A 25,073-nucleotide genomic window follows, 5' to 3' on the forward strand; every position below is an offset into this window, starting at 1 on the left:
CTTGCTCATGGGCGAGGCAGAGGAGACGAATCATGGACGGCCAAGCAGCAAAGAAACGAAATGAGAAAAGCCAGGCGAACGAGCCGGCAGCCGAGGAGACCACGAAGGTTCGGCGGGTACTGGTCAAAGAAGTCATTTGCCAGAACTGCGGCAAGGCCAAAGACGAAGGCGATCCGCCGGGCCCGATGAAGTGTCAGTGCCCCGTGCAGTCCAGCGCCGAGAAGCGAGAACGCGACGCCTTTGCCGAGGTGCTGCGCGGCTCCTGACCCCAACGGGCCAACACCACGTTGTAAGCCTTGCAGGCGCCCGCGCGGTCGCCGATGCGCTCCAAGGCCATGCCCAAATGCAAATGAGCCCGGGTATGCGCAAAGGGGAATTGAACCGCCTGGCACGATGATGCTGCACCTCGCAAGTACGGCAATGCCTTCTCGACATTGCCGGTCAGCAGATACACGAGCCCGATGGCATCATCCGTCTCGACATCGCGCGTGAGCGCATCCGCCATCGGCATGTAGTCCGACAACGCGCGCAACGCATCGGCAGCGTCTTGCGGGGTCGCCACCGCCTGCGCATAAGCCCGTATCCAACCGAGATTCTTCGAGGCAACCAGCGGCCGCTGGATCTCGCGCGCAAGCCACGCCTGCCGAGCCCTGTCGAAGGCTTCACGCGAGATACCGCCGGCACGGTATTGGGCTCGAAGCGCAGTGATCTCCCAATCGAAATAGCTCGATCGCAACCACGCGTCGCGCTTTGCCAGGAAGTCCGCGGCAACGCGCGACGCGAGGTCTTTGTCACCGAGCTCCATGGCCATTCCCAATTGCATATCGGTGAAATAGCCATGCTCGTCCTCGTACTTCGCGCTTGAGGTGACGGCACCCCACGCGTCGAGCGCGCGCTCGGCCGCGCGAAAGTCGCCCGCTAAGACATTGAACCGCACCTCGTTCCATTGGTGCGTACTTTCACGTCGCGCCTCGGACGCGAGCTGCGTCATCCGCTGCAGCGTATCGTGCACGCTGCCCATCGAACCGCCGCGACCATAAATGGCACTCGCAAGCCGGAGAGCGGCACGCGGTCTCGGCGACGGCAAGGCCATGAGCGTGCGCGCATTCTTCTCGACGTCGGGGCATCGGCCTTCATGCGAGTCCAGCCGGGTCAAGTACTCCAGACAAAGGGATCCGTAGCTCGAGGCACGAAGGCACGCGCCCAGGGCCTCGCGGGCTTGCGACATGTCGTCGAGCAGGGCGAGCGCAAACCCTTTCTTGGCCCATGCAATCGCGAGCGACGGTTCGCGTCGCAGAAGGTCGTCCAGAACATCGATGGCTTCGCGAAGCTGGCCTCTTTTGATCTGCATGTCGGCAAGCGCGTGAAGCACCAGCCAATCCGATGGGAATGCCGTTCGTGCAGCGGAAAGGCGCCGGATGCTGTCCTCGAGATCCGGCGTCGTGGCCATCGCAGGCGCGTAAGCCTCGAGCAGCGCGAGATCGCGCGCACTGAGTCCACTCCGATGGGCCGAAGCGGCGTGGTGGTGCTCCCGCGTTTCGGCGTCGGTCCAGACGGGGGTCATCGCCAGATACAGATGCGCGGCCGCAAGGCTTGAATCGAGCTCGATCGCGCGCGAAAAGCTGCGCTCGGCCGATTGCTCCGAGGCATCGCGCCAATCTTGGATGCCCGCATTGAGGTGAACCAGTGCCTCTTGCTGGCTCGCCGTCAACTGCGCGCTGGACGAGGGCGCGGCGGGAAGGCGGGCGGCGAGGCGGTGGCTCATTTTGGGCTCGTAGAGGCCCGCCACCATGGCGACGACCATCACGAGGGCCACGATGCCCGGCAGGGCGAGACCGGCCAGCATCGCGCGCACGATGCGGCGGCGACGGCGGCGAACACTGGCGATGTGCCCCGTGCGCGGCGACTCCACCGGGGGCGATGGCGGCGGCGTTTCGCCCTCGCGCAAGGTTCGCGTACCTCGGGCGTCCGGCGGCAAAGGCGACGACGGCGCTTTGGGCGAGGGACTCGCCATCGTCTCGCTGCTCACGACGACGGGCGAAGGAAGCCTCGCCGCCGGCTGCGTGGTCCGCCCGTGCGAATCCTCGCTGTCGGGCGACAAATCGGCGGCCAGCTGCTCGCGAATGAGCGCACTCACGGCAGCAGGCGGCTTGCCGAACACCTCGGGAAACGTCGCCAAGAGCGCCTCGCGCATCTCGCGGGCGGCAGGCCATCGATCGGCCGGATCGAACGACAGCGCCTTGTCGACCACCGCCACGAGAGGCCCGGGCAAATCCGGCGCGAGCTTCGCCAGCAAGCGCGCCGGGCCCGTTGCCGCGGCAACGAGTTGAGCCGCCGAGCCGTCGGTCGCATGCACCAACTCGCCCGAGAGCAACGTGAAGATCGTCGCCCCGATCGCCCAACAATCCGTCGGCGGGCCAATCGCCGCGCTCTGCCCGAGCACTTGCTCGGGCGGCATGAACGCGGGCGTGCCCACCATGCGCCCCGCGGAACTCAACGGAGCGTCGCTTTCGCCCGTCGGGGGCTGGATCCGGCGGGCCACCCCGAAGTCCAGCACGCGGACCGCACCGTCGTAGGTGATGAACAGATTGTCCGGTTTGATATCGCGGTGCACGATGCCCTTCGCGTGCGCGGAGGCCAGCACGTCGAGCGCGTCCGCCATCACCACGGCCACCTCGGCCACGGACAGCTTCCTGCCCGGGGCGCGTTCCGATCGCGTGCGCAGGGTCGTGCCCTCGAGCAGCGGCATGATCAAGAAAGGGCAGCCGTCGTCATCCTCGTCGTCGTCCAACACGGGAACGGCACCGGGGTGCCCCACCTCGTTGGCCACGTAGGCCTCGCGGCTAAAGAGCCGCCGGCTCTCGGCGTCGTCCCATAGCCCCTCGTGCAGGAACTTGATGGCCACCCGATGACCATTGCGGTGCGTGGCCGCATAGACCGCGCCCATTCCCCCAACGCCGATCAGCCGATCGATTCGATATTTCTGCTGAACAATCGCGCCAAGCCGCGCCAACGCGCGCTCTGAAGCCGAAAACGAGAAGAACGGCGACATTGAATTCTTCCGATAACCGGCGATGATGCAGGTTCGGTGCTTTGGCCGTCAAGCCAACCCGGTCCCGTGCGCGCACTCCCATCGGTTTGCACATTTCACCGGTGCTTACACCTCTAGCGGTGAGCCGCGATGTGCCTGAGACGCAACTGGTTCCGCGGACCGCAAAGGCCTATTCTGCAGGCGTTAACGGCGAGTCCTGCGAATGGTCCAACGGACGAGGTATCTCATGGTGGCGCAAGGGCCCGATGCCGGTGCCCGGATGCTCGTGGACCATCATGTTCGAATGGTCGGCCGCGCGCGCGATGCCGACTTGGTGCTCGCCGATCGCTCCGTGTCGCGTCACCACTTCCAGGTCGTCGCCACCGAGCAGGGAACGCGCGTGCACGTGTGCCCCACGGCTGCGCCGCTCGTTCATGCGGGGCGTGAAACGCTCGAGGCCATCGTGCAGAGCGGCGATTCCATCGTCGTGGGCAACACCGTGTTGGTCGTGCTCGAGAGCGATTCCAACGCCGACGATGTCGCGCCGCCCGCATCCTACGGGTCCACGGTGGTGCGCGGCCTCCTCAGCGGCCCGGCCGCCGATGCCCGCGGCTTTGCCGCGCTGTTTGCACTGAACGAGACCTTGGCGTCGGTCGAGGATCCCGCCTCGCTCGATGCCGCCCTCACCGCCTGGGCGAAGGCCTACGCTGACGGCGAATCCGTCTCCATCGTCGACGCCCCGGAGGGCGAGCTCTCGGACGAAGGCAGCGTCTCCATTTTGGAGACCGTCACGCCGGGAGGTAAAGCCCAGATCGTCGTACCAACCCAAGGGCCCTCCCCGCGCTGGGTGACCTTCATCACGACATTGCCGCCCGATCGGGTCACGGATCTGCTCCGGCGGTTGCTCATCGTCGCGGTTCAACTCTGTGGCTCGCGGCTGGCCCAGCTCTCCACGTTGCACACGGTAAAGGCCGAGCTGGAAGTCTTTCGGCGCCAGGCCGTGGGCAGTGCGCACGGCTTTTTGGGCGCGTCGCCGGCGGCCGAGCGGCTCGTTCGCATCATCCCGAAGCTCGCCGTCTCCGACGCCGTGGTGCTGCTCACCGGCGAGACGGGGGTGGGCAAGACCTTCGTCGCGCGGCTGATCCACGAATCGGGCCCCCGCAAAGACGACCCGATGCGGGTGATCAATTGCGCCGCCATCCCGGACAATCTGATCGAGAGCGAGCTTTTCGGCCACGAGCGCGGAGCCTTCACCGGCGCCGTCGCCTCACGCCCCGGCGCCCTGGAAGGGGCGGGCCGCGGGACCGTGCTCCTCGACGAAATTGGCGAGCTGCCGCTGGCGAGCCAAGCCAAGCTTCTGCGCGTCCTCGAGGACCGGCGGTTCGAACGGCTCGGCTCGAACCGCGCGCTCACCCTGCAGGCCCGGGTCATCGCGGCCACCAACCGCGATCTCGAGGCGATGGTCGCGGCGGGCACCTTCCGGAGCGACCTCTACTTCCGCATTTCCGTGGTGAGCGCCCTGGTGCCGCCGCTGCGGGCCCGCGGCGATGATCTGGTGTTGCTCGCGCAACAGATCCTCGCGGACTTCGCTCCGAGCACGGGCCGGCGGATCGATGGCTTCTCGCCGGAGGCGCTCGCCGCCATCCGTCGGTATCCCTGGCCCGGCAACGTGCGCGAGTTGCGCAATGCCATCGAGCACGCGGTCGTGCTGGGCGATGGGCCGTGGATTGCGCCGTCGGACCTGCCCCTCGCGGTGAATGGCCTCGTCGAGGACGATGCCCCGTCCCAGCCCACGAGCGACGATCCCTATGTGGTGCGCCTCCCTGGCCGCCTCGAAGACGTGGAGCAGCGGGCGATTCAGGCGGCGCTTCTGCACACCAACGGCAACCGCACCAAGGCGGCGGCGATACTCGGAATCAACCGGCAGACTTTGTACAACAAAATGCGCGACGAGCCGAAGTAGCGCCGTCGACAAATTCGACGACAACGCCATAACGGCGTCCAAAATTTCGGCAGCACCGCGCACGCATCCTTGCGTGAAAGGTGGTCGTAACGCCGTCCAGGACAGGGGCAGGGCATGGCGAGCAAATTGCTCTTTATCCCCCGACCCAACCATGAAGACCTCCACCGCCGCCGCGCTCGACGAGCGCCTGGAATCTGGCTTTGGACAATCGCTCTCCGATGTCGAATCGAGCGGGCTGGTCGCCGTTGACCCTCCGCTGCTTCGCGCGCTTCGTGTCGTCGAACAAGTCGCCGAACGTCGACAAGGCGTTCTCGTCACCGGCCCGACGGGCTGCGGCAAGGAGCTCCTCGCCACCGAGGTGCATCGCCGCTCCGGGCGCCGTGGGAAATTCGTCGCGGTCAACTGCGCGGCGTTCAACGAGGGGCTCGCGGAGAGCACGCTCTTCGGGCACGTGCGCGGCGCCTTCACCGGCGCCGTTTCCAATGCACCGGGAGCCTTCGTCGAGGCGCACGGCGGCACGCTCTTCCTCGATGAAATCGGGGAGCTGCACCTCTTCGTGCAAGCGAAGTTGCTGCGCGCCCTGGAGGAAGGCACGGTGCGGCCCATCGGTGCCGCGCGGCCCACGACGGTGGACGTGCGCATCGTCGCCGCCACGAACCGCGATTTGCGCAAGGAAGTCGCGGCGGGGCGCTTTCGGGCCGACCTCTATTTCCGCTTGGCGACGTTCGTCGTCGAGGTGCCGGCCCTGCGCACGCGCCCGGGCGATCTGGCCGCATTGGTCGCCCGCTTTCACGCGCAGCACGATCGCGCCTCGCGCGTGCTGCTCACCGAGGCGGCGCACCAGATCCTGCTCCGCTACGCGTGGCCCGGCAACGTGCGCGAGCTGCGCAACGTGATGGAGCGCGTCATGTCCCTCGCGCCCCCGGGCAATGTCGACGAGGCCACCTTGCTCGAGCTGGCGCCGGAGCTTCGCACGACAGCGGTGGACGGCGAGAGCCACGAAACGTCGACCTTGCGTCAGGCCCTGGCGAGGAGCGAGCGGCGAAAGATCCGCGCCCACCTGGAGAGCGGAAGCACGCAGCGGCAAAAGCTGGCCGACGAATTGGGCATCCATCGTTCGACCCTGTGGCGCAAGATGAAGCGCTTCACGGCCTCCACGGAAGCGGATCCGCCGTCGTCGGGGTTCTAGAAGCGATTGGCCATTATCGCTTCTTGACAAAGCATCGCGCGTCCATCAAGTTTCCCATCGTTATGATTCGCCCCATGGTGTTGCTCGAATTTGGCAAACGCGGAGTTGGTCCGTAGGGCGAGGTTCATTTTTGACGAACAAGCTCGAGAGGCCGGCTCCGCGAATGCGTTGAGCCGGCCTCGCTGTTTTGTCTTCGAACCTATTTCCATCGCCGAGCGGCATTGCTCGCGCGCAGAGGGCATCTCCATGCCACGCGACATCCCAATTACCCAACTACGAAATATCGGAATCATGGCCCATATCGATGCAGGAAAGACCACCTGCGCCGAGCGCATTCTCTATTGCGCGGGCCGCATTCACAAAACCGGTGAGGTCCACGAGGGCACGGCCGTGTTGGACTTCGACCCCATTGAACAAAAGCGCGGAATTACCATCAATGCCGCGGCCACCAGCGTGGCTTGGACGCCTTCGTCCGGGCTTTGCCCGGGGCAGGCGCATCGCATTCAGATCGTGGATACGCCGGGCCACGTCGACTTCACCATCGAGGTCGAGCGCAGTTTGCGTGTCCTCGACGGTGCGGTGTTCGTGCTCGATGCGGCCAGCGGTGTGGAGTGCCAATCGGAAACCGTGTTTCACCAGGCCGAGCGGCATGGAGTGCCTTCGCTCGCCTTCGTGAACAAGATCGACAAGCCCGGCGCCGACTTCGACATGTGCCTTCGCGACATTCGCGAGCGCCTCGGCATCGAACCAGTCGCCCTTCACGTTCCCCTTTCGGGTTCGGAGCTTCTCGACGTCGTTCACGGCGTCGTGCTCGGCTTCGATGGTCGTGCGGTGCTCGTTTCCGAGATGACTGCAGCGCATCGCACCGTTTTCGACGCGGCGCGCGCGACGATGATGGAGACCTTGGCCAGCTTCGACGAGGACGTCCTCGCGCTCTTCTGCCAGGGCGGGAACGCGGACGCGCGCACACTCGCGCGCGCGATTCGCACAGGTGCGCTCAAGCGCAAGGTCCTTCCGGTGGCCTGCGGCTCCGCTCTGAAGAACGTGGGCATTCCTTCCCTGCTCGATGCCATCGTCGATTATTTACCCAGCCCCGTGGACGTGCCGGATGTCTCGGGGACGCACCCGCTGCATGGCACGCCGCTCACACGGCGCGCCGACGAACGCGAACCGTTCGCGGCCCTCGCGTTCAAAACCGTGTTCGATCGGGCGGGGTACTTGACGTACGTGCGCATCTACTCGGGCGCACTTTCGACGGGAGACGGCGTGCGGCTCGGGCGCAGCGGTGCGCGCGAGCGCGTGGGCCGACTCTTCCGTCCTCACGCGGACCAGCGCGAGGAAGTGCGCACGGCCTTCGCGGGCGACATCGTCGCCGTCACCGGACTTCGCGACGTGCGAACCGGCGAGACGCTCTGCGCCTCGGACGAGCCCATCGTCCTCGAGCGCATCGACACGCCGGCGCCGGTGGTCGAGGTCACCATCGAACCGAAAACGGCAGACGACCGCGAGCGACTCCCCACGGCGCTCGGGCGCATGCTGTTCCAAGATCCGTCCCTGCTCGCGTGGGTCGATCCCGAATCGGGGGAAATGCGCCTCGCAGGCATGGGGAGCCTTCATCTGGACGTGACGGTCACGCGCTTGCGCGAGGACCATCGCGTCGCCGTCTCGATGGGCCGGCCCGAGGTCGCCTACCGAGAGACCATCGCGCACGCCGCGCGTGTGGCCTATCGCCACGCGAAGCAGCACGGCGGCGCGGGTCAATTCGCGGGCGTCACACTCGCCGTGGCGCCGGGGGCACGCGGATCGGGCATCACCTTTTCCGACGAGACGGTGGGCGGCTGCATTCCGCGCGAATACGTGCCCGCCGTGGAGAAAGGTGTCCGGGCCGCGGCCTCGCGCGGCATCGTCGCAGGGTATCCCGTCGTCGACGTCGCCGTGACGTTGCTCGATGGCGAGACCCACGTCAAAGATTCGAATGCCGCGGCCTTCGAATTTGCGGGCTCCCTTGCCTTCCAGAAGGCCTGCACGGAAGGCGGCGCCATTCTGCTCGAGCCGTACGCGGCACTCGAGATCGCCGTGCCCGAGTTGCACGCGGGCGACGTCATCGGCGACCTCGGTGCGCGGCGTGGGCTGGTTCAACGCCTCGTTCCGCGCGGGCGCAACGCCGTCGTCGTGTCGGCGCGGCTCCCCCTCGCCGAGACGTTCGACTACGTGACGCGCCTGCGGGGTTTCACCCAGGGTCGCGGGACGGCGTCGATGAGGCCCGATGGGTACGAGGTTGCGCCGTCCACGCGATGCGCGGAGGGCGGACCGAAGCGCACACGGGAAGGCCATCGCACGCCGTGAGTCCCAGCTCGGCGCGAAGTCCGCCGGACTTCACGCACGCGTCCAAGACGTCGCGCGGAATGCCGTCGAGCTGGAGCTTCGCCCTGCGGAACATCGCGTGGGTGCCCGCCGCGGTTCGTTCGAGCCACGCCAAGTAAAGAAAGCGCTCGCCGCGCTTTCCATGCACCGCGGGACCTCGAAAGTAGGTATCGGCGCCCGAGGCGACAATCGTGATCTGCGTGATCCACGACGCCTCGGGCGCATCCGCGTCCACCTCACCGACGTGCTCCTTGCCAACCTGGAGCGCCACACGGACGCCCTCGTGCGGACCGCACGCGCGGCCAGGGAGGTTCCGGCCCACGATGGTGAGGAGGACGGTCATGTCGAAAAGTATAAGGCACTACCCCCCTTGACCGGTGAGCTCCTCGTAGACCTCTTCCGACTTGGAGCGCTCGGGCAGGATGTCGCTCACGCGGAGCTTCATCGGGTCCATTCCACCCAGCAGGTGTTGAAGCCATTCGATCAACACCGGGGACAGCTTCAGCGCGGTCTTGAGAAGGTCCAGCGCGATCTCCAAGTTGTCGTTCTTCTCATCCGCCATGGCACACCTCCCCGAGTCCTCGTGAAAGCAAAAGGGCATCCGTGAGCACCGCAGGCAAGGCCACACCGGCACCGCTCAAGGCCTCGCCCATGTTGCGAAGCGCGTTTGCCGCGTTGATCGCGGAACACGCCACGTCGTGGCGCTGGCCATTTTCCCAAGCGTCGACCCCCGATTCGGCCGCCAAAAGCGCGGGGCGGGCGACGTCGTACGCGTCCTTGCAGGTCTTCGCGAGCTGCGCATTGCTGCGGTTCTTCGCGGTGGTCGCGCACACTTCGTCCGCGATGGACACGGCCTTCGCCACGGTAAGAATCGCGGCGCGCGCGTTCTGCCGATCCGGCGCATTTGCACCGCGGGCAGGCGCGCACGCCCCGAGAAGAAAGAGCACGGGTACGATCAAGCCAAGCTTCACGACACGTTCTCCCTGAGCGATGGAGGTGCGGGCACCGGCGCCCGGTCGCTGCCAATCTCGCGACCTCCGCGCAGCGATTCGATCAAGAGATCGTGCCCCGCGATCGCGGTCAACGCCGACACCAGCCCGTCGATCAACGCTTTCTGCCACGGCGTGCCCGCCGCCACGGCCTGAAGGATGCCGGCCACGGCCCCCAGCCCCAGCGCAAGCCACGGGCGCCACTGCGACGGAACCGTCGGGAGCGGCGTGTCCGATTTCAGAAGGCGCACGATGGCGCCAATGACAATCGCGCCGACAACGATCCACTTCCCTTGCGCGGCAAGGGTCAAAAGTTCATCCAAGCTGTTCATGGTTCCCTCGTCGCCAGGGGAACCATCAAGTTCCGAGCCGTTACGAAATCCGCGAAATTACGCGGGTATCCGCCCGATCCGCCGTCGCGCCCCGGTTGCAAGCCGCAACGTGCAACGTTGCACTGCAACCGGCGCTTCGGGTGCTGCTCAGCCGGCGACCCGCTGCGGTTGCGACGCAACGGCAGCCAGGTACCGATCGACCCCGCGCGCGACGCGGCGGCCATCGGCAATCGCCCATACGACGAGCGACTGTCCGCGGCTCATGTCACCGCAGGCGAAGACGCCGTCGACGTTGGTGCGGCCTTCCGCGTCCGTCGCCACGTTGCCGCGCGCATCGAGGGTGAGCCCGAGGGCGGACGGCAAGGTGCGCACGGGCCCGGTGAAGCCCATGGCCAGCAAGGCCAATTCACAAGGAACGGTGAACTCGGTGCCGGGGAGCTCGCGCACTGTGCGATCCGGTAGGATCTCCGCGCGCACCGCCTCGAGCGCCACCACGTTGCCCTCCGCGTCGCCGATGAAGCGCCGCGTGAGCACGGACCAATCGCGGCTGCCGCCCTCTTGATGCGAGGACGACGTGCGCAGCACCAGCGGCCACGCCGGCCACGGATTCTCCCGCGGGCGGGCCTCGGGCGGCCGGGGCAGAATCTCGAGCTGCAGAACATTCGCCGCCCGCTGCCGGTGCGACGTGCCCACGCAGTCCGAACCCGTGTCGCCGCCGCCGATGACCACCACGTTCTTGCCCGTGGCCACGAGCCCGTCGACCTCGTCGCCGGCCACCCGGCGATTCTGCAGGTCCATCGCGAAGTGAATCCCGCGAAGCTCTCGGCCAGGCACCGGAAGATCGCGCGGCACCTGTGCACCGCACGCGAGCACCACCGCATCGTGCTCGCTGCGCACGTCGTGGATCGAAATGGCGCCACCGATGTCCGCACTCGTCACCATGCGAACGCCTTCGGCCTCCATCTGCGCGACGCGGCGATCGATCCCGTCTTTCTCCAGCTTGAAGTCGGGGATGCCGTAGCGCAAAAGCCCGCCGATGCGGTCATCGCGCTCGTACAAGGTCACGTCGTGGCCCGAGCGCGCGAGCTGCTGCGCGGCCGCCATGCCCGCCGGCCCGGAGCCGATCACCGCCACGCGCTTGCCCGTGCGCTGCGCCGCCGGGCGCGGGATCAAGCTGCGCTCGAAGGTCTCGTCGGCGATGGTCTTCTCGATGGCCTTGATGCGCACCGCATCGCCATCGAGCGCGAGGACGCACGATCCTTCGCACGGCGCCGGACAGATGCGGCCGGTCACCTCGGGAAAGTTGTTCGTCTCAGCCAGGCGCGACATCGCACGGTCGATCTGCCCGCGGAACATCATGTCGTTCCACTCGGGGATCAGGTTCCCCAGCGGACAGCTGCCATGGCAGAAGGGCACGCCGCAGTCCATGCAGCGCGCGGCCTCCTGCTTTACCTCGCCCTCCGCCAACGGCAGAACGAATTCGCGGTAGTCGCCCACGCGCTCTTCGACGGGACGCTCTTTCGAACGACCTCGACCCAGCTTGAGAAATCCCGTCGGGTCACCCATGACTCACCTCGCGAAGCCGCGCTTTCTCCCGTTCCAATGCCCGCTTGTATTCCGTCGGAATCACCTTCACGAACTGCGCGCTCGACGCCGCCCACCCCGCGAGAACCGCCGCCGCCTTTCGGCTGTTCGTCCGTGCCGCGTGCTCCTGCACCAGCGCGTGCACTTCCTCGAGATCCTCCGCCGAGAGAGGACGCTCCACCTCGACCATCGCACCGTTGATGCGCTCGCCGAAGTGTCCATCCTCGTCCAGCACGTAGGCGATACCGCCGCTCATGCCGGCGGCGAAGTTTCGCCCCGTCGTTCCCAGCACGACCACGCGACCGCCGGTCATGTACTCGCAGCCGTGGTCGCCCACGCCCTCCACCACCGCGGTGCAGCCGCTGTTTCGCACGGCGAAGCGCTCGCCGGCGCGGCCCGCGAAGAAGACGCGCCCGTCGATGGCGCCGTAGAGCACCGTGTTGCCCACGATGACGCTGCGGTCCGCGACGAAGCGTGCACTCGCCGGAGGCCGTACGACCAAGGTGCCGCCCGAAAGGCCTTTGCCGACGTAGTCGTTGGCATCGCCCTCGAGCACCAGTGAGAGCCCGCGCGCCGCGAAGGCGCCGAAGCTCTGACCGGCGGTGCCTTTGACGTGCACCGTGAGCGTGTCGTGCGGCAGGCCGTTCTCTCCGTACTTCCGCGCAATCTCGCCCGAGACCATCGCCCCGAGCGCGCGATCCGAATTGCGCACGGGCAGCTCGAACTCCGTCTTTTCACCACGCTCGAGGCTCGCCGCCCCCAGCTCGATGATCTTCCGATCGAGCACGTTGTCGATCTCGTGGATCTGCGGCTCCGTACACCGCAGCGGACTATCGCCGGTGGGCAGCGACAAGAGGCGCGAGCAATCGAGCCCGCGCGCCTTGCGGGGCAGCCGCTCGTCGGGGCGCATCGCCAGGCAATCCACGCGACCCACCATCTCGTCGATGGTGCGGAACCCGAGGCTCGCCATGATGCCGCGCAGCTCCTCGGCCACGAAGAAGAAGTAGTTGATGACGTGCTCCGGCTCGCCCTTGAAGCGCGCGCGCAGCACCGGATCCTGCGTGGCAATGCCCACCGGACAGGTATTCAGGTGGCACTTGCGCATCATGATGCAGCCCGATGCGACCAGCGGCGCGGTGGCAAAACCGAATTCTTCCGCACCGAGGAGCGCGGCAATCGCCACGTCCCGGCCCGTCTTGAGCTGCCCGTCGACCTGCAGACGCACGCGCGAGCGCAGGTTGTTCTCCACGAGCACGCGCTGCGTCTCGGCGATGCCGATCTCCCAAGCGATGCCCGCATGCTGAATCGAGGAGAGCGGCGAAGCACCCGTGCCGCCATCGTGCCCGCTGATCAGAATGAGATCCGCCTTGGCCTTGGCCACGCCCGCGGCCACGGTTCCCACGCCCGACTCGGCCACGAGCTTCACGCTGACGCGAGCCCGCGAGTTCACGTTCTTCAAATCGAAGATGAGCTCGGCCAAGTCCTCGATGGAGTAAATATCGTGGTGCGGCGGCGGCGAGATGAGCGTGACGCCCGGCGTGGCGTGCCGTACGCGCGCAATCGTCTCGTCCACCTTGTGACCGGGGAGCTGCCCGCCTTCGCCGGGCTTGGCGCCCTGCGCGATCTTGATCTGCATCTCCTCGGCCGACACGAGGTAATGCGCACTGGCGCCGAAGCGCGCCGAGGCCACCTGCTTGATGGCGCTCTTGCGAAGGTCGCCACGCTCGTCGGGCACGTAGCGGACGGAGTCTTCACCGCCCTCGCCGCTGTTGCTCTTGCCGCCGATGCGGTTCATCGCAATGGCGAGGTTCTCGTGCGCCTCCTTGCTGATGCTGCCGAAGGACATGGCGCCCGTGGCGAAGCGACGCACGATGGTCTGCGCGGGCTCCACCTCGTCGATGGACACCGGCGTGTTGCCCGCCGGAATGGAGATGTCCCAGAGCGCACGCAAGGTGCAGGGCCCCGTGGCCTGGTCGTTGATGCGCTTCGAGTAGTCCGCGTAGGAGCGGTCGTCGTTCAGCCGCACCGCCTTCTGCAGGCTGGCCACCGTCTCCGGGTTCCAAAGATGCGGAACGCCACCGGCGCGCCATGCGTAGGTGCCGCCGACCTCGAGCTCCTGATCCTCCGGCGCGGCGAAGCCCTGCGCATGCAAGGCCAGCGCGTCGTCGGCAACGATGTCGAGCCCGATGCCGCCGATGGACGTCTCCGTCCCGGGGAAGTACGTGTCGACCAGCTTCTGCGAGAGCCCGAGCGCCTCGAAGATCTGCGCCCCGTGGTAGCTCGACAAGGTGCTGATCCCCATCTTGGAGAGCACCTTGAGAAGCCCCTTCTTGAGGGCCGTGACGTACGCCTTCGTGGCCGCCGCGGCGTCCTCGCTCGAGTCGGCGACGACTTCCATCGCCAAGTACGGGTTCACCGCACCGGCGCCGTAGCCCACGAGCAGCGCGAGATCCGCCACCTCGCGGCACTCGCCCGACTCCACCACGATGCCCACCTTCGTGCGCTTTCCAGCGCGCAACAGGCGATGGTGCACCGCCGAGGTGGCAATCAAGCTCGGAATGGGTGCTCGTTCGGCATCGACATCGCGATCGCTCAGAATGAGCACGCTGAAGCCCGCGTCGACCGCGCGCTCTGCCGCGTCTTGGAGCGATTCGATGGCCACGCGAAGGCGTTCCTCGGAGCTCAACTTCGTGCCCGGATTGGCCGGGAACGTCATCGAGAGCACTTGCGTGCGGAAGAACGGGTACGGATTCGTCTTCAGCTTCGCCAGCTCTCGGCTCGTCAGAATCGGATGCGGCAACTCCAGCAAACGACACTGTTCGGGCGTCTCGTCGAGCAACTTGCCCTCGCCACCGACACAGGTGACGAGCGACATGACCAGCTCCTCGCGGATCGGGTCGATCGGCGGATTGGTCACCTGCGCGAACTGCTGCTTGAAGTACCGGAACAGCGACACGGGCTTTTCGACCAGCACCGCGAGCGGCGCATCGTTGCCCATGCTGCCCACCGGCTCTTCGCCGCGCGTCGCCATCGGCGCGAGCACGATCTGCAGATCTTCACGCGTATAGCCGAAGGTGCGCAGCAGCCGCTCGCGGTCCTCGCGCTTGAGCGTGTAGATCTGCGGCACGTCCGGCAGGCGCGCGAGATCGATCTTGTTGTCCGCGACCCACGTCGCGTACGGCTGCCGCGTGGCCACGGCGTGTTTGACCTCCGCATCTTCCACGATGCGGCCCGGCTCGTATTCGCTGCCACAGTCGAGCAAGAGCATCTTGCCCGGCATGACGCGTCCCTTGTGCAAGATCTGGTCGTCCGGCACGTCCAGCACGCCGAACTCACTGGCCGCGAGCACGCGCCCGCCCGTCTGCACGATGTACTTCAGCGGGCGGAGCCCGTTGCGATCCAGCGTGGCGCCCACATAGCGCCCGTCGGTGAACAAGAGCGCCGCCGGCCCGTCCCACGGCTCGACGAGCGACGCGTGGTACTCGTAGAAGGCGCGCAGCTCCTCGGACATGTGCGCCTGCGTCGACCATGCCTCGGGAACGAGCATCATCATGACGTGCGGAATGGACCGCCCGCCTGCGAGCAAGAAGTCGACGACATTGTCCATCGAGGCCGAGTCGCTGCCCTCGGGGCGGATGATGGCCTTGATGTCGCTGATGGCATCTCCGAAGAGGTGCGCCTGGAGCACTTGCTCGCGAGCCCCCATCCACGCGCGATTGCCGCGCAGCGTGTTGATCTCGCCATTGTGGCAGAGGCGCCGGAAGGGGTGCGCGCGATCCCACGTCGGCAGCGTGTTCGTGCTGAAACGCGAGTGCACGATGGCGAGTTGGCTCTGCGTGAGCGGGTCCGCCAAGTCGGGATAGAACGCCCCGATGGACTCCGGCAGCATCAAGCCTTTGTAGACGATGGTGGTCGAGGAGAAGCTACAGACGTAGAAGTCGTCTCCCTCGCCCGCGGCGCTGTTGGCGCGTCCCGCGCGTTTGCGCACCAAGAAGAGCATGCGCTCGAAGTCGCTCATCGCGAGCGGCGCATCGTCGTTCTCGGCGGGCAGCTGGTGCGACGACTTGATGATCTCCGCCGCCTTGGCCTCACGCCCGACGAACAATTGTCGGATGATCGGCTTGCATGATTGGCCGAGGGGCCCGAGCACCGCATCGTCCGTGGGGACGTCGCGCCAGCCGAGTACCTTCAGTCCATAATGCTTCACCGCATGGACGAGGCGCTCTTCCTGCCGCGCACGACGAGCGTCGTCGCGCGAGAGGAAAAGCATCGCGACGGCGTACTTGCCCGCACGCGGCAATTCGAACGTGCATCTCGCACGAAAGAATGCGTGAGGCAATTGCAGGAGCATGCCTGCTCCATCGCCGGTTTTAGGATCGGCTCCCGTCGCGCCACGGTGGGCGAGACGTCGGACGATTTCGATCCCATCCTCTACGACCCCGTGTTGCGGGCCGCGCTCAAGCTCCACGACGAACCCTAGACCGCACATAGCTCTTTTTTTAGCGTACTCCGATGTAACGCATCGCGCCACCTGTTTCAGCTTCGTGATCGTTGCGTCGCGTCGATGTTAACTCAGCCGAAAAGTCGGTCTGCCTGAACGTCAAAGGTAGGACATCAACGCACTGCGCAAATGCCGACCAGCGACCCCGAGACGCAGAGCCTTTCGCTTTGCACCAACAAAGCGAACACCGACCCGCCGAACGGCTCGCCCCCGACCTTTCGGCGGCACTATGCTGCGTTCCCCCCCGGGAGGGGGGACGGGAGGAAATCGCGTGTATTTTCAGGAACTCATCCTAGGCCTGCAAGATTTTTGGACCAAACGAGGCTGCGTCCTCGTGCAGCCGTACAACTCCGAAGTCGGTGCCGGCACGTTCAATCCGGCGACGTTCCTTCGCGCGCTTGGCCCCGAACCTTGGAATGTCGCCTTCGTCGAGCCCTCGCGGCGCCCGGCGGACGGCCGATATGGCGACAATCCCAATCGATTGCAGCAGTTTCACCAATTCCAAGTCATTCTGAAACCGTCGCCCATCGACATTCAGGATCAATACCTCGCCTCACTCCGTGCGCTCGGCACCCACCCCGAGGAACATGATTTGCGATTCGTCGAGGACGATTGGGAGTCGCCCACCCTCGGCGCCTGGGGACTCGGTTGGCAGGTTTGGTTCGATGGCCAGGAAATCAGCCAATTTACCTATTTCCAGCAGATTGGCGGCATCGATTGCCGGCCGGTCTCCGGCGAGCTGACGTATGGGCTCGAACGCATCTCCATGTACCTGCAAGATTGCGACAACATTTATGACGTCGCCTGGGCGCCCGGCATTACGTACGGCGAAATGGCGAAACGCGCTGAATGGGAATGGAGCACCTACAATTTCGAGCAGGCCGATACGAAAGCGCACTTTGCCTTTTTCGATCACGCCGAATCCGAGGTGAAACGATTGATCGGTCTCTCCGAGGATCCGCTCAAGCGCCTCGTATTGCCGGCCTATGACTTCGTTTGCAAAGCCGCGCACCAATTCAATGTGCTCGATGCCCGCGGTGCCATTGGTGTGACGGAGCGCGCCCGGTACATTGGCCGCGTGCGCGGTATTGCCAAGGCCGTCGCCGAATCGTACCTCGCCCAGCGCCAGGCCATGGGCTTTCCGCTGCTCAAGACCGGCGAGACCCCCGCGACGAAGCTGGATGCCGATGCGACGTTGCGCACGGAGGCTGTGACATGAAAACCGTCGCCGTGCTGGCCCTGGCCCTCGTCGCATGCGGGGGCGCGCGGCAGGAAGGCGGCGCGCAGTACCCGGCGCGGGAGGAGGGGTGCGCGGTGGAGCTGTTCCGCGACGCCCCCACGAAGCCCAGCGCGAACATCGGACCTGTCAATGCCAGCTGCGACGAGACCGTGGCGGAAGCGGAATGCATCCGCACTTTAAAAGATCAGGTCTGCAAGCTGGGCGGCGACATCGTGTGGGGGGTGGATCCGGAGCCCCTTCGCAAGAACGGCCGCCAGCAGTGGAGCGGCCGCGCAGCCCATACCAAGTAACACTCAACGATACGGACGAAGCTCCGCCTCGAAGGCATCCCGGTGCGTCAACGCATCGAGGCCCGGAAGAACCAGGACGTCACTGGGCGCGAGGTGGAGCGGGAAGGTGCGCTCGACGGGTGCATCCTTCTTCACCGATTCCAACGAAGCGCCCTTCGCGAGCCGCTCGAGCGCCTCGTGACGAAGGAAGCGCTCCCGCAGTTCGGCAAACGGAGGCTCGTGGGTGCGCGGCTCGTCGCCCGCTTGCAGCACGAGCCCGATGTGCGCGGCGGGCGAGTGCTCTCGCGAACGGAGCGCGTCGGCCATGCGTTTCGCGTCGGCCTCGGACGAAGCGTGAAGCCACGCCGCGTGCGCGAAAGGCCACGCCAAAAAGCGCGCGCGCTCCAGGTCCTTTCCCGTGGCGGGCGCAAAGCCGGGCGAGCACGGCGCGCCCGGCATGACCGCCTCGGCGCAAAAGCCGTCCGTTGCACAGAAGCGCGGACTCGACGCGGCATAGGCCACGGCCACCGGCGTGGGCGCATGCTCCAGCCATGCCTCGAATGCATCGTCGGGTTCTCCGTCGCCCAAATCATCGAGCAGCGGATTCGCGCGCGCCTCCCAGCGCGTGTTCGCGTCGGCGAGCACGTTCTCCAGCGCGCGGCGCTCCTCGTCGGTGAGCGACAGCGCCACGCCCGCAAAGAGCGACGCGTCCAGTTGCGACGACGCGGGCCGCGGGGCATGCGCGCCGCAGAGAACGATGCCGTTCTCCACGGGGCGCGCGCGCAGGAGAAAAAATGCCAAGGCCCCCGCCGCGAGCACGAAGGCGGCTGCGAGGAGAGCCTTCACGTCATCGTTTCTTGGCCGCGAACGCCAGATTATCCTCCGTGGAGGACACGGTGATGACGCCGCCGGCAACCGCGATGTTCAGCGTGTCTTCGTCCTTGGCGTCGGGCCGCTTCGGGCCCGGCTTCGACTTGGCCGTCACCGCGTAGCCGTTCACGGTGGCATCCCAAGCATCGCCCTCGCCGGTGATGGACCAGTCGCCGTTCAACTCCGTGCTGCTCGACGGCGCAGTGCGCGTGCGCACGCCGCTGAAGGTGACCGTCCTTTTGTAGTCGCGGTAATAGTCCTCGCACGAGGCGCCGGTCGTCTGGATGATCACCGTGCGCGTGGCGGTCACCGAATTGCCCGCGGCCGTGATGGCGAACTCGGTGCGATCTTTCGTGGCCGTGCAGTCGGCCAGGCCATGGAAGTTGGGCTTCCCTTCCCGGCCGTTCGCAACGTAGCCCGTCAAGGTACCGCCCGAGATGACCATCTCCGCCGGGCCTCCCGTGTTGTAGCTGGTGATATCCCACACGCCATCGAGCCCCGTCTGGGCCCCATCGCTGTCGCTACCGCAGGAAACGGTGCTCAAAGCGGCCACGAACAATCCCACGAAAGAAAGCTTTCCAACCATCACGCCTCCATAGCCCCGTCCGCTTCACTCAAGCAAGTGCGGCGGGTGCCTGCCCTCCTTGCTTGTGCGAACGATGGGTTTTCCGTCACGGCGGCAGGCACGTCAGGCCACGATACGCAGCGCCGGGAAGAAAATTCCCCCGAACCTGGCCGAAGCTACTCGAGGCACTTCTCCAGGGCGCCGGTGGTCTGGGCGCTCATCGCACATTTGAACTCCATCTCGGTCACCTCGGAGACGCAGCTGCGGAAATTTTCGTCACCGCGCGCTTCGTCCCGTTCACGCGTTTGCTCGGCCTGGACTTGCTCGGCGGAGGCATCGGGAAACCGCTCGCGCACCACCAGGGTCGCGTACCGATCGATGAGCTGCGTGCACTGGTCGGCATCGACCTTTTTCTTGCACGCGAGGAGGGATGTGGACACGAGCAGGGCGGATAGGCCCAGGGCAAAGCGGCCTATCAGCGCAGGCACTGGCTGATCTCGTCCGTCGTCTTGGCATTGCGGACGCACTTCATCATGGCGTCCGTCACTTTCCGGCCGAGGCAGCTGGTGCGCAAATCATCCTTCATTTCCTGGCGGACTTCTTCCTGCTTCTTCTGGATCGCCGCCGGATCGGGGTTGTTCATGGCCTTCATCTGCAATTCGACGTTGCGGTCGACGATGAGCTGACACTCGGCCTCCGTGGCTTCATGCGAGCAGCCGAGAACCAGGGGAGCCGGCCCGGCAGCAAGCGCGATGGCGAGCAGAGTGGACGGTATGCGCATCGTAAGCTGTTCCTTTCCGCACGAACGTTCCGACGTCTTTTGGCCGAAAGAAAGCTTGAATGCTACAAATAGATCGTGTCCCAAGACAGCGTGCCCCCGCCGGGTGGGCCGGCGGGTTCCAATTCTGCCGCCGACGGTGCCATCACCCCCGAAGATTTCCTTCGCCGGGCGATGACCGCGCGCACGCCGGCTGGACGCGCCCGCTATGCGCGGCGCGGCCTGGCGACGACCGCGCCTCTCGATCGCACCACCCACGCGATGCTGCTTCGGCAGCTTTATCTTTCGCAGTTCGAGACGCGGCGCTTCCGTAAGGCCCACGAGATTGCGCTCCAAGCCATCGAGCTCAATGTCCTAACGGACGTCCTCTACCAAGACGCGGCACGGGCCGCGCTTGCCTTGGGCGATCTCGAGAAGGCCATCCTTCATCTGCGGGCGGCCACCCGACGCGGTCCAGCATCGCGCCGGCCGTTTCATCTGTGGACGTTGGGGAGCATTCTTTTCCTGGCGCAACGTTACGATGAGGCCATCGCGTCGCTCACGCGGGCCACGCGCTGGGGCACGCGGGAGAAGCCTCTCTACCGAGCTCACCTCGCGCTGGCCCGCATCGCCAACGGCGAGCACGTCTCCGACGTGTCGGACACCATGCTCGAGCTCGCCCGTGCGCCGTGCGGGCAAGGCTACGGCCGCTTCGTTTTGGGGCATCTTGCCTACGCCGCCGGCGAATGGGTCACCGCCCGCCGCTACTTGGAGGCGTTCGTGAAGCGGACCGAGTCGGGCGGGGTGGCCCGGAGCATCGCGCTCGAGCCGGAGATCCGCATGGCGCGCGCAACCATTGGGAAGATGAGCGCGAACTAAGGTGTCTCGCGCCATGCGAAGGGCGTGGGGGACTGTGGGGGGGACCGATGATCCGGCCATCCTCGACTCAGCGGATCCCGGGGTCCCCAGATTTTTTACGCCCGCCTTCGCATCTGTAAGTGAATGATTTCCGCAAGTTATCCTAACCTCGGCCCCGCCGGCCCTCCCGGCGGAGCGAAACCTCCATGCGGGTGCGCGCGTTGCAGAAGTATGGGAATCAAGGGAACCGCACCATGAACCAAGCCACGCTCACGACCGCGCCGCGCGCGAACAACAAGCGCCTCTGGATCACCTTGGGCGCCGTCGCCGTCTCGGCGCTGCTCATTGCTGCATTTGGTCGTTCGCTCTGGAGCCTGTTCTCCGAGCTTTCACACGATAAGGAAGCCTACGGAAGGCTGGCGCAGGAAAACCCGGCCATCGCGGTCGTGATGTCGTTTGGCGTCGGGCTGGTGAGCAGCCTCACCCCGTGCGTCTTTCCGATGGTGCCCATCACCGTATCGATCTTCGGCGCGACCGAAGCCCAATCGCGCACGCGCGGCGCTCTCTTGTCGGGCACGTTCGTGCTGGGCATCGCCACCTTGTTCGTACCGCTCGGCATCGTCGCCGCCTTCACGGGCACGCTGATGGGTGCGGCGCTGGCCAATCCGTGGGTGGTTTCGGCCATGGCGATTCTGTTTCTCGCTCTGGCCGCCTCCATGTTTGGCGCGTTCGAGATTGCGCTACCGGCGAGCTTGACGAACAAGCTTTCGACGGTGGGCGGCGTCGGCTTCAAGGGCGCGTTCGTTCTCGGTTTGGTGATGGGCCTCATCGCCGCACCGTGCACGGGACCCTTCGTGACGGGCATGCTCGTGAGCATCGCCAACACGAAGAGCATCTTCGTCGGTGGCGTTTCGATGTTCTCCTTCGCACTCGGCCTGGGGATGCTCTTCTTCTTGGCAGGTACCTTCGCCGTGAACCTGCCGAAGGCCGGCGCGTGGATGCTCGGCATCAAGTGGGGCAGTGGCGTGGTGCTGGCCTACATGGCCTTCGCGTACATGCGCGACTCCTTCCCGAGCGTGCGCTCCTTGATCGACCCGGGCACGATCTACGGCACCGTGGGCGGCATTCTTCTCCTCATCGGCCTGGTCCTCGGGAGCATCCACATCGCCGCCGAGCGGCGTAAGTCACCCATCGCGCACTTGTCGAAGCCGATGAAGCTTGCCTCGATCATCCCCGCGGTGGTGGGTGCCTTCATGTTCCTCAGCTGGGGCCAGTTGTTCGCGAACAACCTGGAACGCGAGGCCGCCGCCCGCGAGGCGATCGCACAGAACAAGGACCTTGCCTCGGCCCCGCCCATCGCGTGGCAAGGCAACGCCGCCGAGGAATCGGCGCGCGCCCAGGCCCTCGCGGCGAACAAACCGGTGCTGGTGGACTTCGGCGCGAGCTGGTGCAAGGCCTGCAACGAGCTCGATGAGCAAACCTGGCCCGATCCGCGGGTGCGCGGCGCCGCGGCGAAGTTCGTCGGCATCAAGGTCGACGCCACCGACGACGAAGATCCCACGGTGAAGCGTCTGCAGAAGAAGTACGGCGTCGTCGGCCTGCCCACCGTGGTGATCCTGAACAGCCGCGGCGAAGAGAAAGCGCGCTTCAACGAGTTCGTGACCCCCGACAAGATGGCCGCCGCCCTCAAGGGCGTCGACTGAGTCACGCGAACCGCGTTGTCGAAGGGCCTTTTCCCTGCCGGGAGAGGGCCCTTCGGCTTTAAGAGATGACCGGCGGGTTGCCGTTGGCGAAGGTGTAGAAGCGCGATTCGGTGCCTTGGAGGCCGCCGGCGGGGATGGCCCAGGAGAAGGTGCGGCGCACGGAAAAGTCGAGACCGGGAACGAGGTGAACGCCGCCCGCCACCAGGTGCGGCTGGATCGACCAGCGCGAGACGAAGGCGATGCCCAGCCCCGCGACGGCCGCACCGAGGATGGCCTCGGTGCTCGCGAGCTCGAGATCGATGGCCAGCGGCTTTTTGCGAATGCCGGCGGTGCGCAAGGCGCGCTCGAGGATGGCGCGCGTGCCGGAGCCGGGCTCGCGCCACAAAATGGGGACCCCGGCGAGATCGCGCACTTTGCGGATGCGGAACGGGGCGGTGCGTCCGATGACCGGAACCAAGGCGTCGTCGACGTAGGGCTCGAGGTGAACACCCGCCGCGCGGGAGTGGCCCTCGACCAGGCCGAGAGGAACGCGACCGCTTTTGACGGCGGCGAGAACCTCCTCGGTGTTGGCCACCTCGAGGCGAAGGGGAATGGCCGGATGCGCCGCGCGGAACTTGGCCAGCACCGGCGGCAAGACGTGCGCAGCAATGGTGGTGCTCGCGGTGAGCGACAGCGCCCCGAGCGGCTCCTCGCCCGCGCGCACCGCCGCGGCGGCTTCGTCCAAGGTGCGCTGCACCGAGCGCGCGTACGCCGCGAGGCGTTCCCCCGCGCGGGTCGGAGCGACACCGCGCGCCGATCGGACGAAGAGCGCCACACCGAGCGCTTCCTCGAGTTTGCGGATCTGCGCGGTCACCGCGGGCTGCGAAAGGTGGACGATCTTCGCTGCAGCAGAAATGCGTCCTGCATCACGGACAGCGAGGAAGGTGGGTAGCAGCGTGGGATCGATCGCGACCATTTTCGACGCACGAAGCTATCAGCGAAACGGATGGCACATTGGGTCAAACGATTGGTCCCACGGATGGCTCGGTGCTCAGATCCGCAGGGTGATATGAGTCCTTCCTATTTTCTTCTTCCATTGGGATTCGTGTTGGCCCTTTCGCCTTGGGCTTCACCGGGTCTTTCTCTTTTGGGCGGCGCAGCCATCGGGCTCGCCTGGGGCAATCCGTACCTACGCATCACGCGAAAGCTCGCGCATGCGCTGCTCGTGGCAGCCATCGTCGGACTTGGCGCAGGTATGGACCTTCGCGTGGTTGCGCGGGTGGGCGCGCAGGGCATCGGCTACACGGCGGCGAGCATCGCGGGTGCGCTTTTGCTCGGCATGGCGCTGGCTCGGCTGCTGCGCGTGCAGTCGCGTCCGGGGCTGCTCATTGCGGTGGGCACGGCCATCTGCGGCGGAAGCGCGATTGCTGCGGTGGCTCCGGCACTGCGCGCAAAAGAGGACGAGGTCACCGTGGCCCTTGGCACGGTGTTTCTGCTCAACGCGACCGCGCTGGTTCTCTTTCCCGCGATTGGACACGCGGTGGGGCTTTCTCAGGAGAACTTCGGGCTCTGGTCGGCGCTGGCCATCCACGACACCAGCTCCGTCGTGGGTGCCTCGATGGCCTACGGCGCGCGCGCGCTCGAGGTGGCAACCACGGTCAAGCTGACGCGGGCCTTGTGGATCGTGCCCGTGACCTTGCTGATTGCACACTGTAGCGCCGCCGGGGGAGCCGGCGGCAAAACGGCAGCAGCGCCCAAGCCATGGTTCATCGCCGCATTTCTCGCGGCATCGGCGCTGGTGACCTTCGTTCCGGGCCTCTCGGGCCTCGGCGCTCCGGTGAGCCTGGCCGCGCGGCACGCGATGAGCGCGATGCTCTTCCTCGTCGGCACGGCCATCAGCCGCTCCGCCTTGCGCGCCGTCGGCGTGCGCGCCCTCGCGCAAGGCGTGCTGCTCTGGATCGTCGTCGCCGGAGCGTCTCTGGTGTTCGTCGCTAGGGGTTGAACACTTCGCTTGGCGGCGGGGGCTTGGGCTTGGGCTTGTCCGCGGGGGGGCGAGGCTTCGGCGGCGGCTTGGGCTCGGCCTTCGCCGTCGGCTTCGATTCGGGCTTCACGTCGCCCTTTGTGTCCTTGCCACTATCGGATTTGCCGCGCTTGGCGACGGCCTTGTTGTCGTCGCGATCCGGCGTCGGGCCGTCGCTCATGATGGCGCGCTGCAGATCGGCGACGAAGTCCTCCGCGCCGCGGGCGCCGTTGCGGGCCTCGCGCGAGATGCCGTCGAGCACCGAGTAGGACGCGGTGAGCTCGGCCTGCACGTCGGAGCCGATGCGACCGCCGCGACGGCCGAAGTCTTCGCGCACATGCGGCTCGAGCTCGCGCCCGGACTTGTGCAGCTCGTCGACCTTGGGCGGCACCACGCGCAGGTTCTTCGCGCGCTGCGACACCGCGTGGGCGCACATCTCGATCGAGCGAAAGAGCTCGCGCGTGGCGTCGTCCACGCTCTCGGCGTTGCCCGCGGTCAAATGCGCGTCGTCGCTGGTGACCTCCAGCTTGATGGGCCCCACGTCACGCGCCACCTGGTTCACGCGCTCGTGCGTGGCCTGCACGATGGAGACGTCGGCCGCATCGGGGCTCAGCTTGAGCGTGTCGACAAGGGCGCGGCACGCGGTCTTGCGCTCATCGGGCCAACCCACGGCGGCGACCTGAAGTTCGTGCACCTCTTTGAAGTACGCGTCGTACCGCGTTTCGCCGGTTTCGAAGAGCTCGCCCGCCTTCACCTTCGATGGCCCCCCGAGAAGGTTGCAAGCGCAAGCGAGCGACGCGAACGAAACGAGTACCTTGAAGGGAATGCGAGATCGGGGGATGTGGCCAGGCATGGTTCT

At 66.3% G+C, this 25,073-nt stretch carries 21 protein-coding genes; 8 read left to right on the forward strand and 13 right to left on the reverse strand.

What is annotated here, in order from left to right:
* Positions 1–193: 193 nt before the first annotated feature.
* The gene (locus LZC95_44100; GenBank protein WXA93426.1) at positions 194–3,052 is read right to left on the reverse strand and encodes a protein kinase; all 2,859 of its coding nucleotides are present in this window, start codon (positions 3,050–3,052) and stop codon (positions 194–196) included.
* 226 nt (positions 3,053–3,278) lie between these two features.
* Here LZC95_44100 and LZC95_44105 point away from each other — a divergent pair, with 226 nt between their 5' ends.
* The 3 genes from LZC95_44105 to fusA all read left to right on the forward strand — a co-directional run bounded on the left by LZC95_44105 (position 3,279) and on the right by fusA (position 8,529).
* The gene (locus LZC95_44105; GenBank protein WXA93427.1) at positions 3,279–4,994 is read left to right on the forward strand and encodes a sigma 54-interacting transcriptional regulator; all 1,716 of its coding nucleotides are present in this window, start codon (positions 3,279–3,281) and stop codon (positions 4,992–4,994) included.
* A gap of 151 nt (positions 4,995–5,145) precedes the next feature.
* Positions 5,146–6,183: a sigma 54-interacting transcriptional regulator gene (locus tag LZC95_44110; GenBank protein WXA93428.1), complete on the forward strand. Its 1,038-nt coding sequence runs from the start codon at positions 5,146–5,148 to the stop codon at positions 6,181–6,183.
* Positions 6,184–6,474: 291 nt separating this feature from the next.
* On the forward strand, positions 6,475–8,529 hold the full coding sequence (gene fusA, locus LZC95_44115) for an elongation factor G (protein ID WXA93429.1): 2,055 nt from the start codon (positions 6,475–6,477) through the stop codon (positions 8,527–8,529).
* Here fusA and LZC95_44120 read toward each other — a convergent pair.
* From LZC95_44120 to gltB, 6 genes are all read right to left on the reverse strand, one after another.
* Positions 8,414–8,890, reverse strand: coding sequence for a DUF5990 family protein (locus LZC95_44120; GenBank protein WXA93430.1), 477 nt, complete (start codon positions 8,888–8,890; stop codon positions 8,414–8,416). The two genes, fusA and LZC95_44120, sit on opposite strands and share 116 nt — an antisense overlap.
* A gap of 18 nt (positions 8,891–8,908) precedes the next feature.
* Positions 8,909–9,109 carry a hypothetical protein gene (locus LZC95_44125; GenBank protein WXA93431.1) on the reverse strand — a complete coding sequence of 67 codons (201 nt, stop codon included), beginning with the start codon at positions 9,107–9,109 and terminating at the stop codon, positions 8,909–8,911.
* Positions 9,099–9,518, reverse strand: coding sequence for a hypothetical protein (locus LZC95_44130; GenBank protein WXA93432.1), 420 nt, complete (start codon positions 9,516–9,518; stop codon positions 9,099–9,101). The genes LZC95_44125 and LZC95_44130 overlap by 11 nt, the downstream gene beginning before the upstream one ends.
* The gene (locus LZC95_44135) at positions 9,515–9,868 is read right to left on the reverse strand and encodes a DUF4231 domain-containing protein (protein ID WXA93433.1); all 354 of its coding nucleotides are present in this window, start codon (positions 9,866–9,868) and stop codon (positions 9,515–9,517) included. The genes LZC95_44130 and LZC95_44135 overlap by 4 nt, the downstream gene beginning before the upstream one ends.
* A 147-nt stretch (positions 9,869–10,015) precedes the next feature.
* A complete protein-coding gene (locus tag LZC95_44140; protein ID WXA93434.1) occupies positions 10,016–11,434 on the reverse strand; it encodes a glutamate synthase subunit beta in 1,419 nt (472 codons plus the stop codon).
* Positions 11,427–15,941, reverse strand: coding sequence for a glutamate synthase large subunit (gltB, locus tag LZC95_44145; GenBank protein WXA93435.1), 4,515 nt, complete (start codon positions 15,939–15,941; stop codon positions 11,427–11,429). Before gltB ends, LZC95_44140 begins: the two co-directional genes overlap by 8 nt.
* A gap of 283 nt (positions 15,942–16,224) precedes the next feature.
* On the opposite strand from gltB, the gene LZC95_44150 reads away from it, so the two are divergent.
* Positions 16,225–17,172, forward strand: a complete 948-nt coding sequence (locus LZC95_44150) for a glycine--tRNA ligase subunit alpha (GenBank protein ID WXA93436.1) — start codon at positions 16,225–16,227, stop codon at positions 17,170–17,172.
* Entirely contained in the window at positions 17,169–17,483 is a 315-nt protein-coding gene (locus tag LZC95_44155; protein ID WXA93437.1) for a hypothetical protein, read from the forward strand. The genes LZC95_44150 and LZC95_44155 overlap by 4 nt, the downstream gene beginning before the upstream one ends.
* A 3-nt stretch (positions 17,484–17,486) precedes the next feature.
* On the opposite strand, the gene LZC95_44160 is transcribed toward LZC95_44155, so the two are convergent.
* The 4 genes from LZC95_44160 to LZC95_44175 form a co-directional block, all read right to left on the reverse strand.
* Positions 17,487–18,308 (reverse strand): hypothetical protein, encoded by an 822-nt coding sequence (locus tag LZC95_44160; GenBank protein WXA93438.1) that lies wholly within the window; start codon positions 18,306–18,308, stop codon positions 17,487–17,489.
* Position 18,309: 1 nt separating this feature from the next.
* A complete protein-coding gene (locus LZC95_44165) occupies positions 18,310–18,918 on the reverse strand; it encodes a hypothetical protein (GenBank protein WXA93439.1) in 609 nt (202 codons plus the stop codon).
* Between the two features lie 155 nt (positions 18,919–19,073).
* Positions 19,074–19,385 (reverse strand): hypothetical protein, encoded by a 312-nt coding sequence (locus LZC95_44170; GenBank protein ID WXA93440.1) that lies wholly within the window; start codon positions 19,383–19,385, stop codon positions 19,074–19,076.
* The gene (locus LZC95_44175) at positions 19,373–19,678 is read right to left on the reverse strand and encodes a hypothetical protein (GenBank protein WXA93441.1); all 306 of its coding nucleotides are present in this window, start codon (positions 19,676–19,678) and stop codon (positions 19,373–19,375) included. Before LZC95_44175 ends, LZC95_44170 begins: the two co-directional genes overlap by 13 nt.
* 75 nt (positions 19,679–19,753) lie before the next feature.
* Here LZC95_44175 and LZC95_44180 point away from each other — a divergent pair, with 75 nt between their 5' ends.
* Positions 19,754–20,533, forward strand: coding sequence for a tetratricopeptide repeat protein (locus tag LZC95_44180; GenBank protein WXA93442.1), 780 nt, complete (start codon positions 19,754–19,756; stop codon positions 20,531–20,533).
* A gap of 233 nt (positions 20,534–20,766) precedes the next feature.
* Positions 20,767–22,215: a thioredoxin family protein gene (locus LZC95_44185; GenBank protein ID WXA93443.1), complete on the forward strand. Its 1,449-nt coding sequence runs from the start codon at positions 20,767–20,769 to the stop codon at positions 22,213–22,215.
* 58 nt (positions 22,216–22,273) lie between these two features.
* Here LZC95_44185 and LZC95_44190 read toward each other — a convergent pair whose 3' ends face one another.
* Entirely contained in the window at positions 22,274–23,170 is an 897-nt protein-coding gene (locus tag LZC95_44190) for a LysR substrate-binding domain-containing protein (GenBank protein WXA93444.1), read from the reverse strand.
* Between the two features lie 93 nt (positions 23,171–23,263).
* Between LZC95_44190 and LZC95_44195 the strand changes: the two genes are divergently transcribed.
* On the forward strand, positions 23,264–24,196 hold the full coding sequence (locus LZC95_44195) for a putative sulfate exporter family transporter (GenBank protein WXA93445.1): 933 nt from the start codon (positions 23,264–23,266) through the stop codon (positions 24,194–24,196).
* Here LZC95_44195 and LZC95_44200 read toward each other — a convergent pair.
* The gene (locus tag LZC95_44200) at positions 24,186–25,067 is read right to left on the reverse strand and encodes a hypothetical protein (protein ID WXA93446.1); all 882 of its coding nucleotides are present in this window, start codon (positions 25,065–25,067) and stop codon (positions 24,186–24,188) included. The genes LZC95_44195 and LZC95_44200 overlap by 11 nt on opposite strands.
* Positions 25,068–25,073: the final 6 nt, after the last annotated feature.

This window comes from Sorangiineae bacterium MSr12523 (assembly GCA_037157775.1).
Lineage (GTDB): Bacteria > Myxococcota_A > Polyangia > Polyangiales > Polyangiaceae > Pendulispora > Pendulispora brunnea.

Coding starts and splice junctions, on each gene's coding strand:
- LZC95_44135 (WXA93433.1), bottom strand. CDS start 9,868: ATGAACAGCTTGGATGAACTTTTGACCCTTGCCGCGCAAGGGAAGTGG.
- LZC95_44185 (WXA93443.1), top strand. CDS start 20,767: ATGAACCAAGCCACGCTCACGACCGCGCCGCGCGCGAACAACAAGCGC.
- LZC95_44155 (WXA93437.1), top strand. CDS start 17,169: ATGAAAACCGTCGCCGTGCTGGCCCTGGCCCTCGTCGCATGCGGGGGC.
- LZC95_44165 (WXA93439.1), bottom strand. CDS start 18,918: ATGGTTGGAAAGCTTTCTTTCGTGGGATTGTTCGTGGCCGCTTTGAGC.
- LZC95_44120 (WXA93430.1), bottom strand. CDS start 8,890: ATGACCGTCCTCCTCACCATCGTGGGCCGGAACCTCCCTGGCCGCGCG.
- LZC95_44105 (WXA93427.1), top strand. CDS start 3,279: ATGGTGGCGCAAGGGCCCGATGCCGGTGCCCGGATGCTCGTGGACCAT.
- LZC95_44175 (WXA93441.1), bottom strand. CDS start 19,678: ATGCGCATACCGTCCACTCTGCTCGCCATCGCGCTTGCTGCCGGGCCG.
- LZC95_44195 (WXA93445.1), top strand. CDS start 23,264: ATGAGTCCTTCCTATTTTCTTCTTCCATTGGGATTCGTGTTGGCCCTT.
- LZC95_44100 (WXA93426.1), bottom strand. CDS start 3,052: ATGTCGCCGTTCTTCTCGTTTTCGGCTTCAGAGCGCGCGTTGGCGCGG.
- gltB (WXA93435.1), bottom strand. CDS start 15,941: ATGTGCGGTCTAGGGTTCGTCGTGGAGCTTGAGCGCGGCCCGCAACAC.
- LZC95_44140 (WXA93434.1), bottom strand. CDS start 11,434: ATGGGTGACCCGACGGGATTTCTCAAGCTGGGTCGAGGTCGTTCGAAA.
- fusA (WXA93429.1), top strand. CDS start 6,475: ATGGCCCATATCGATGCAGGAAAGACCACCTGCGCCGAGCGCATTCTC.
- LZC95_44110 (WXA93428.1), top strand. CDS start 5,146: ATGAAGACCTCCACCGCCGCCGCGCTCGACGAGCGCCTGGAATCTGGC.
- LZC95_44125 (WXA93431.1), bottom strand. CDS start 9,109: ATGGCGGATGAGAAGAACGACAACTTGGAGATCGCGCTGGACCTTCTC.
- LZC95_44190 (WXA93444.1), bottom strand. CDS start 23,170: ATGGTCGCGATCGATCCCACGCTGCTACCCACCTTCCTCGCTGTCCGT.
- LZC95_44200 (WXA93446.1), bottom strand. CDS start 25,067: ATGCCTGGCCACATCCCCCGATCTCGCATTCCCTTCAAGGTACTCGTT.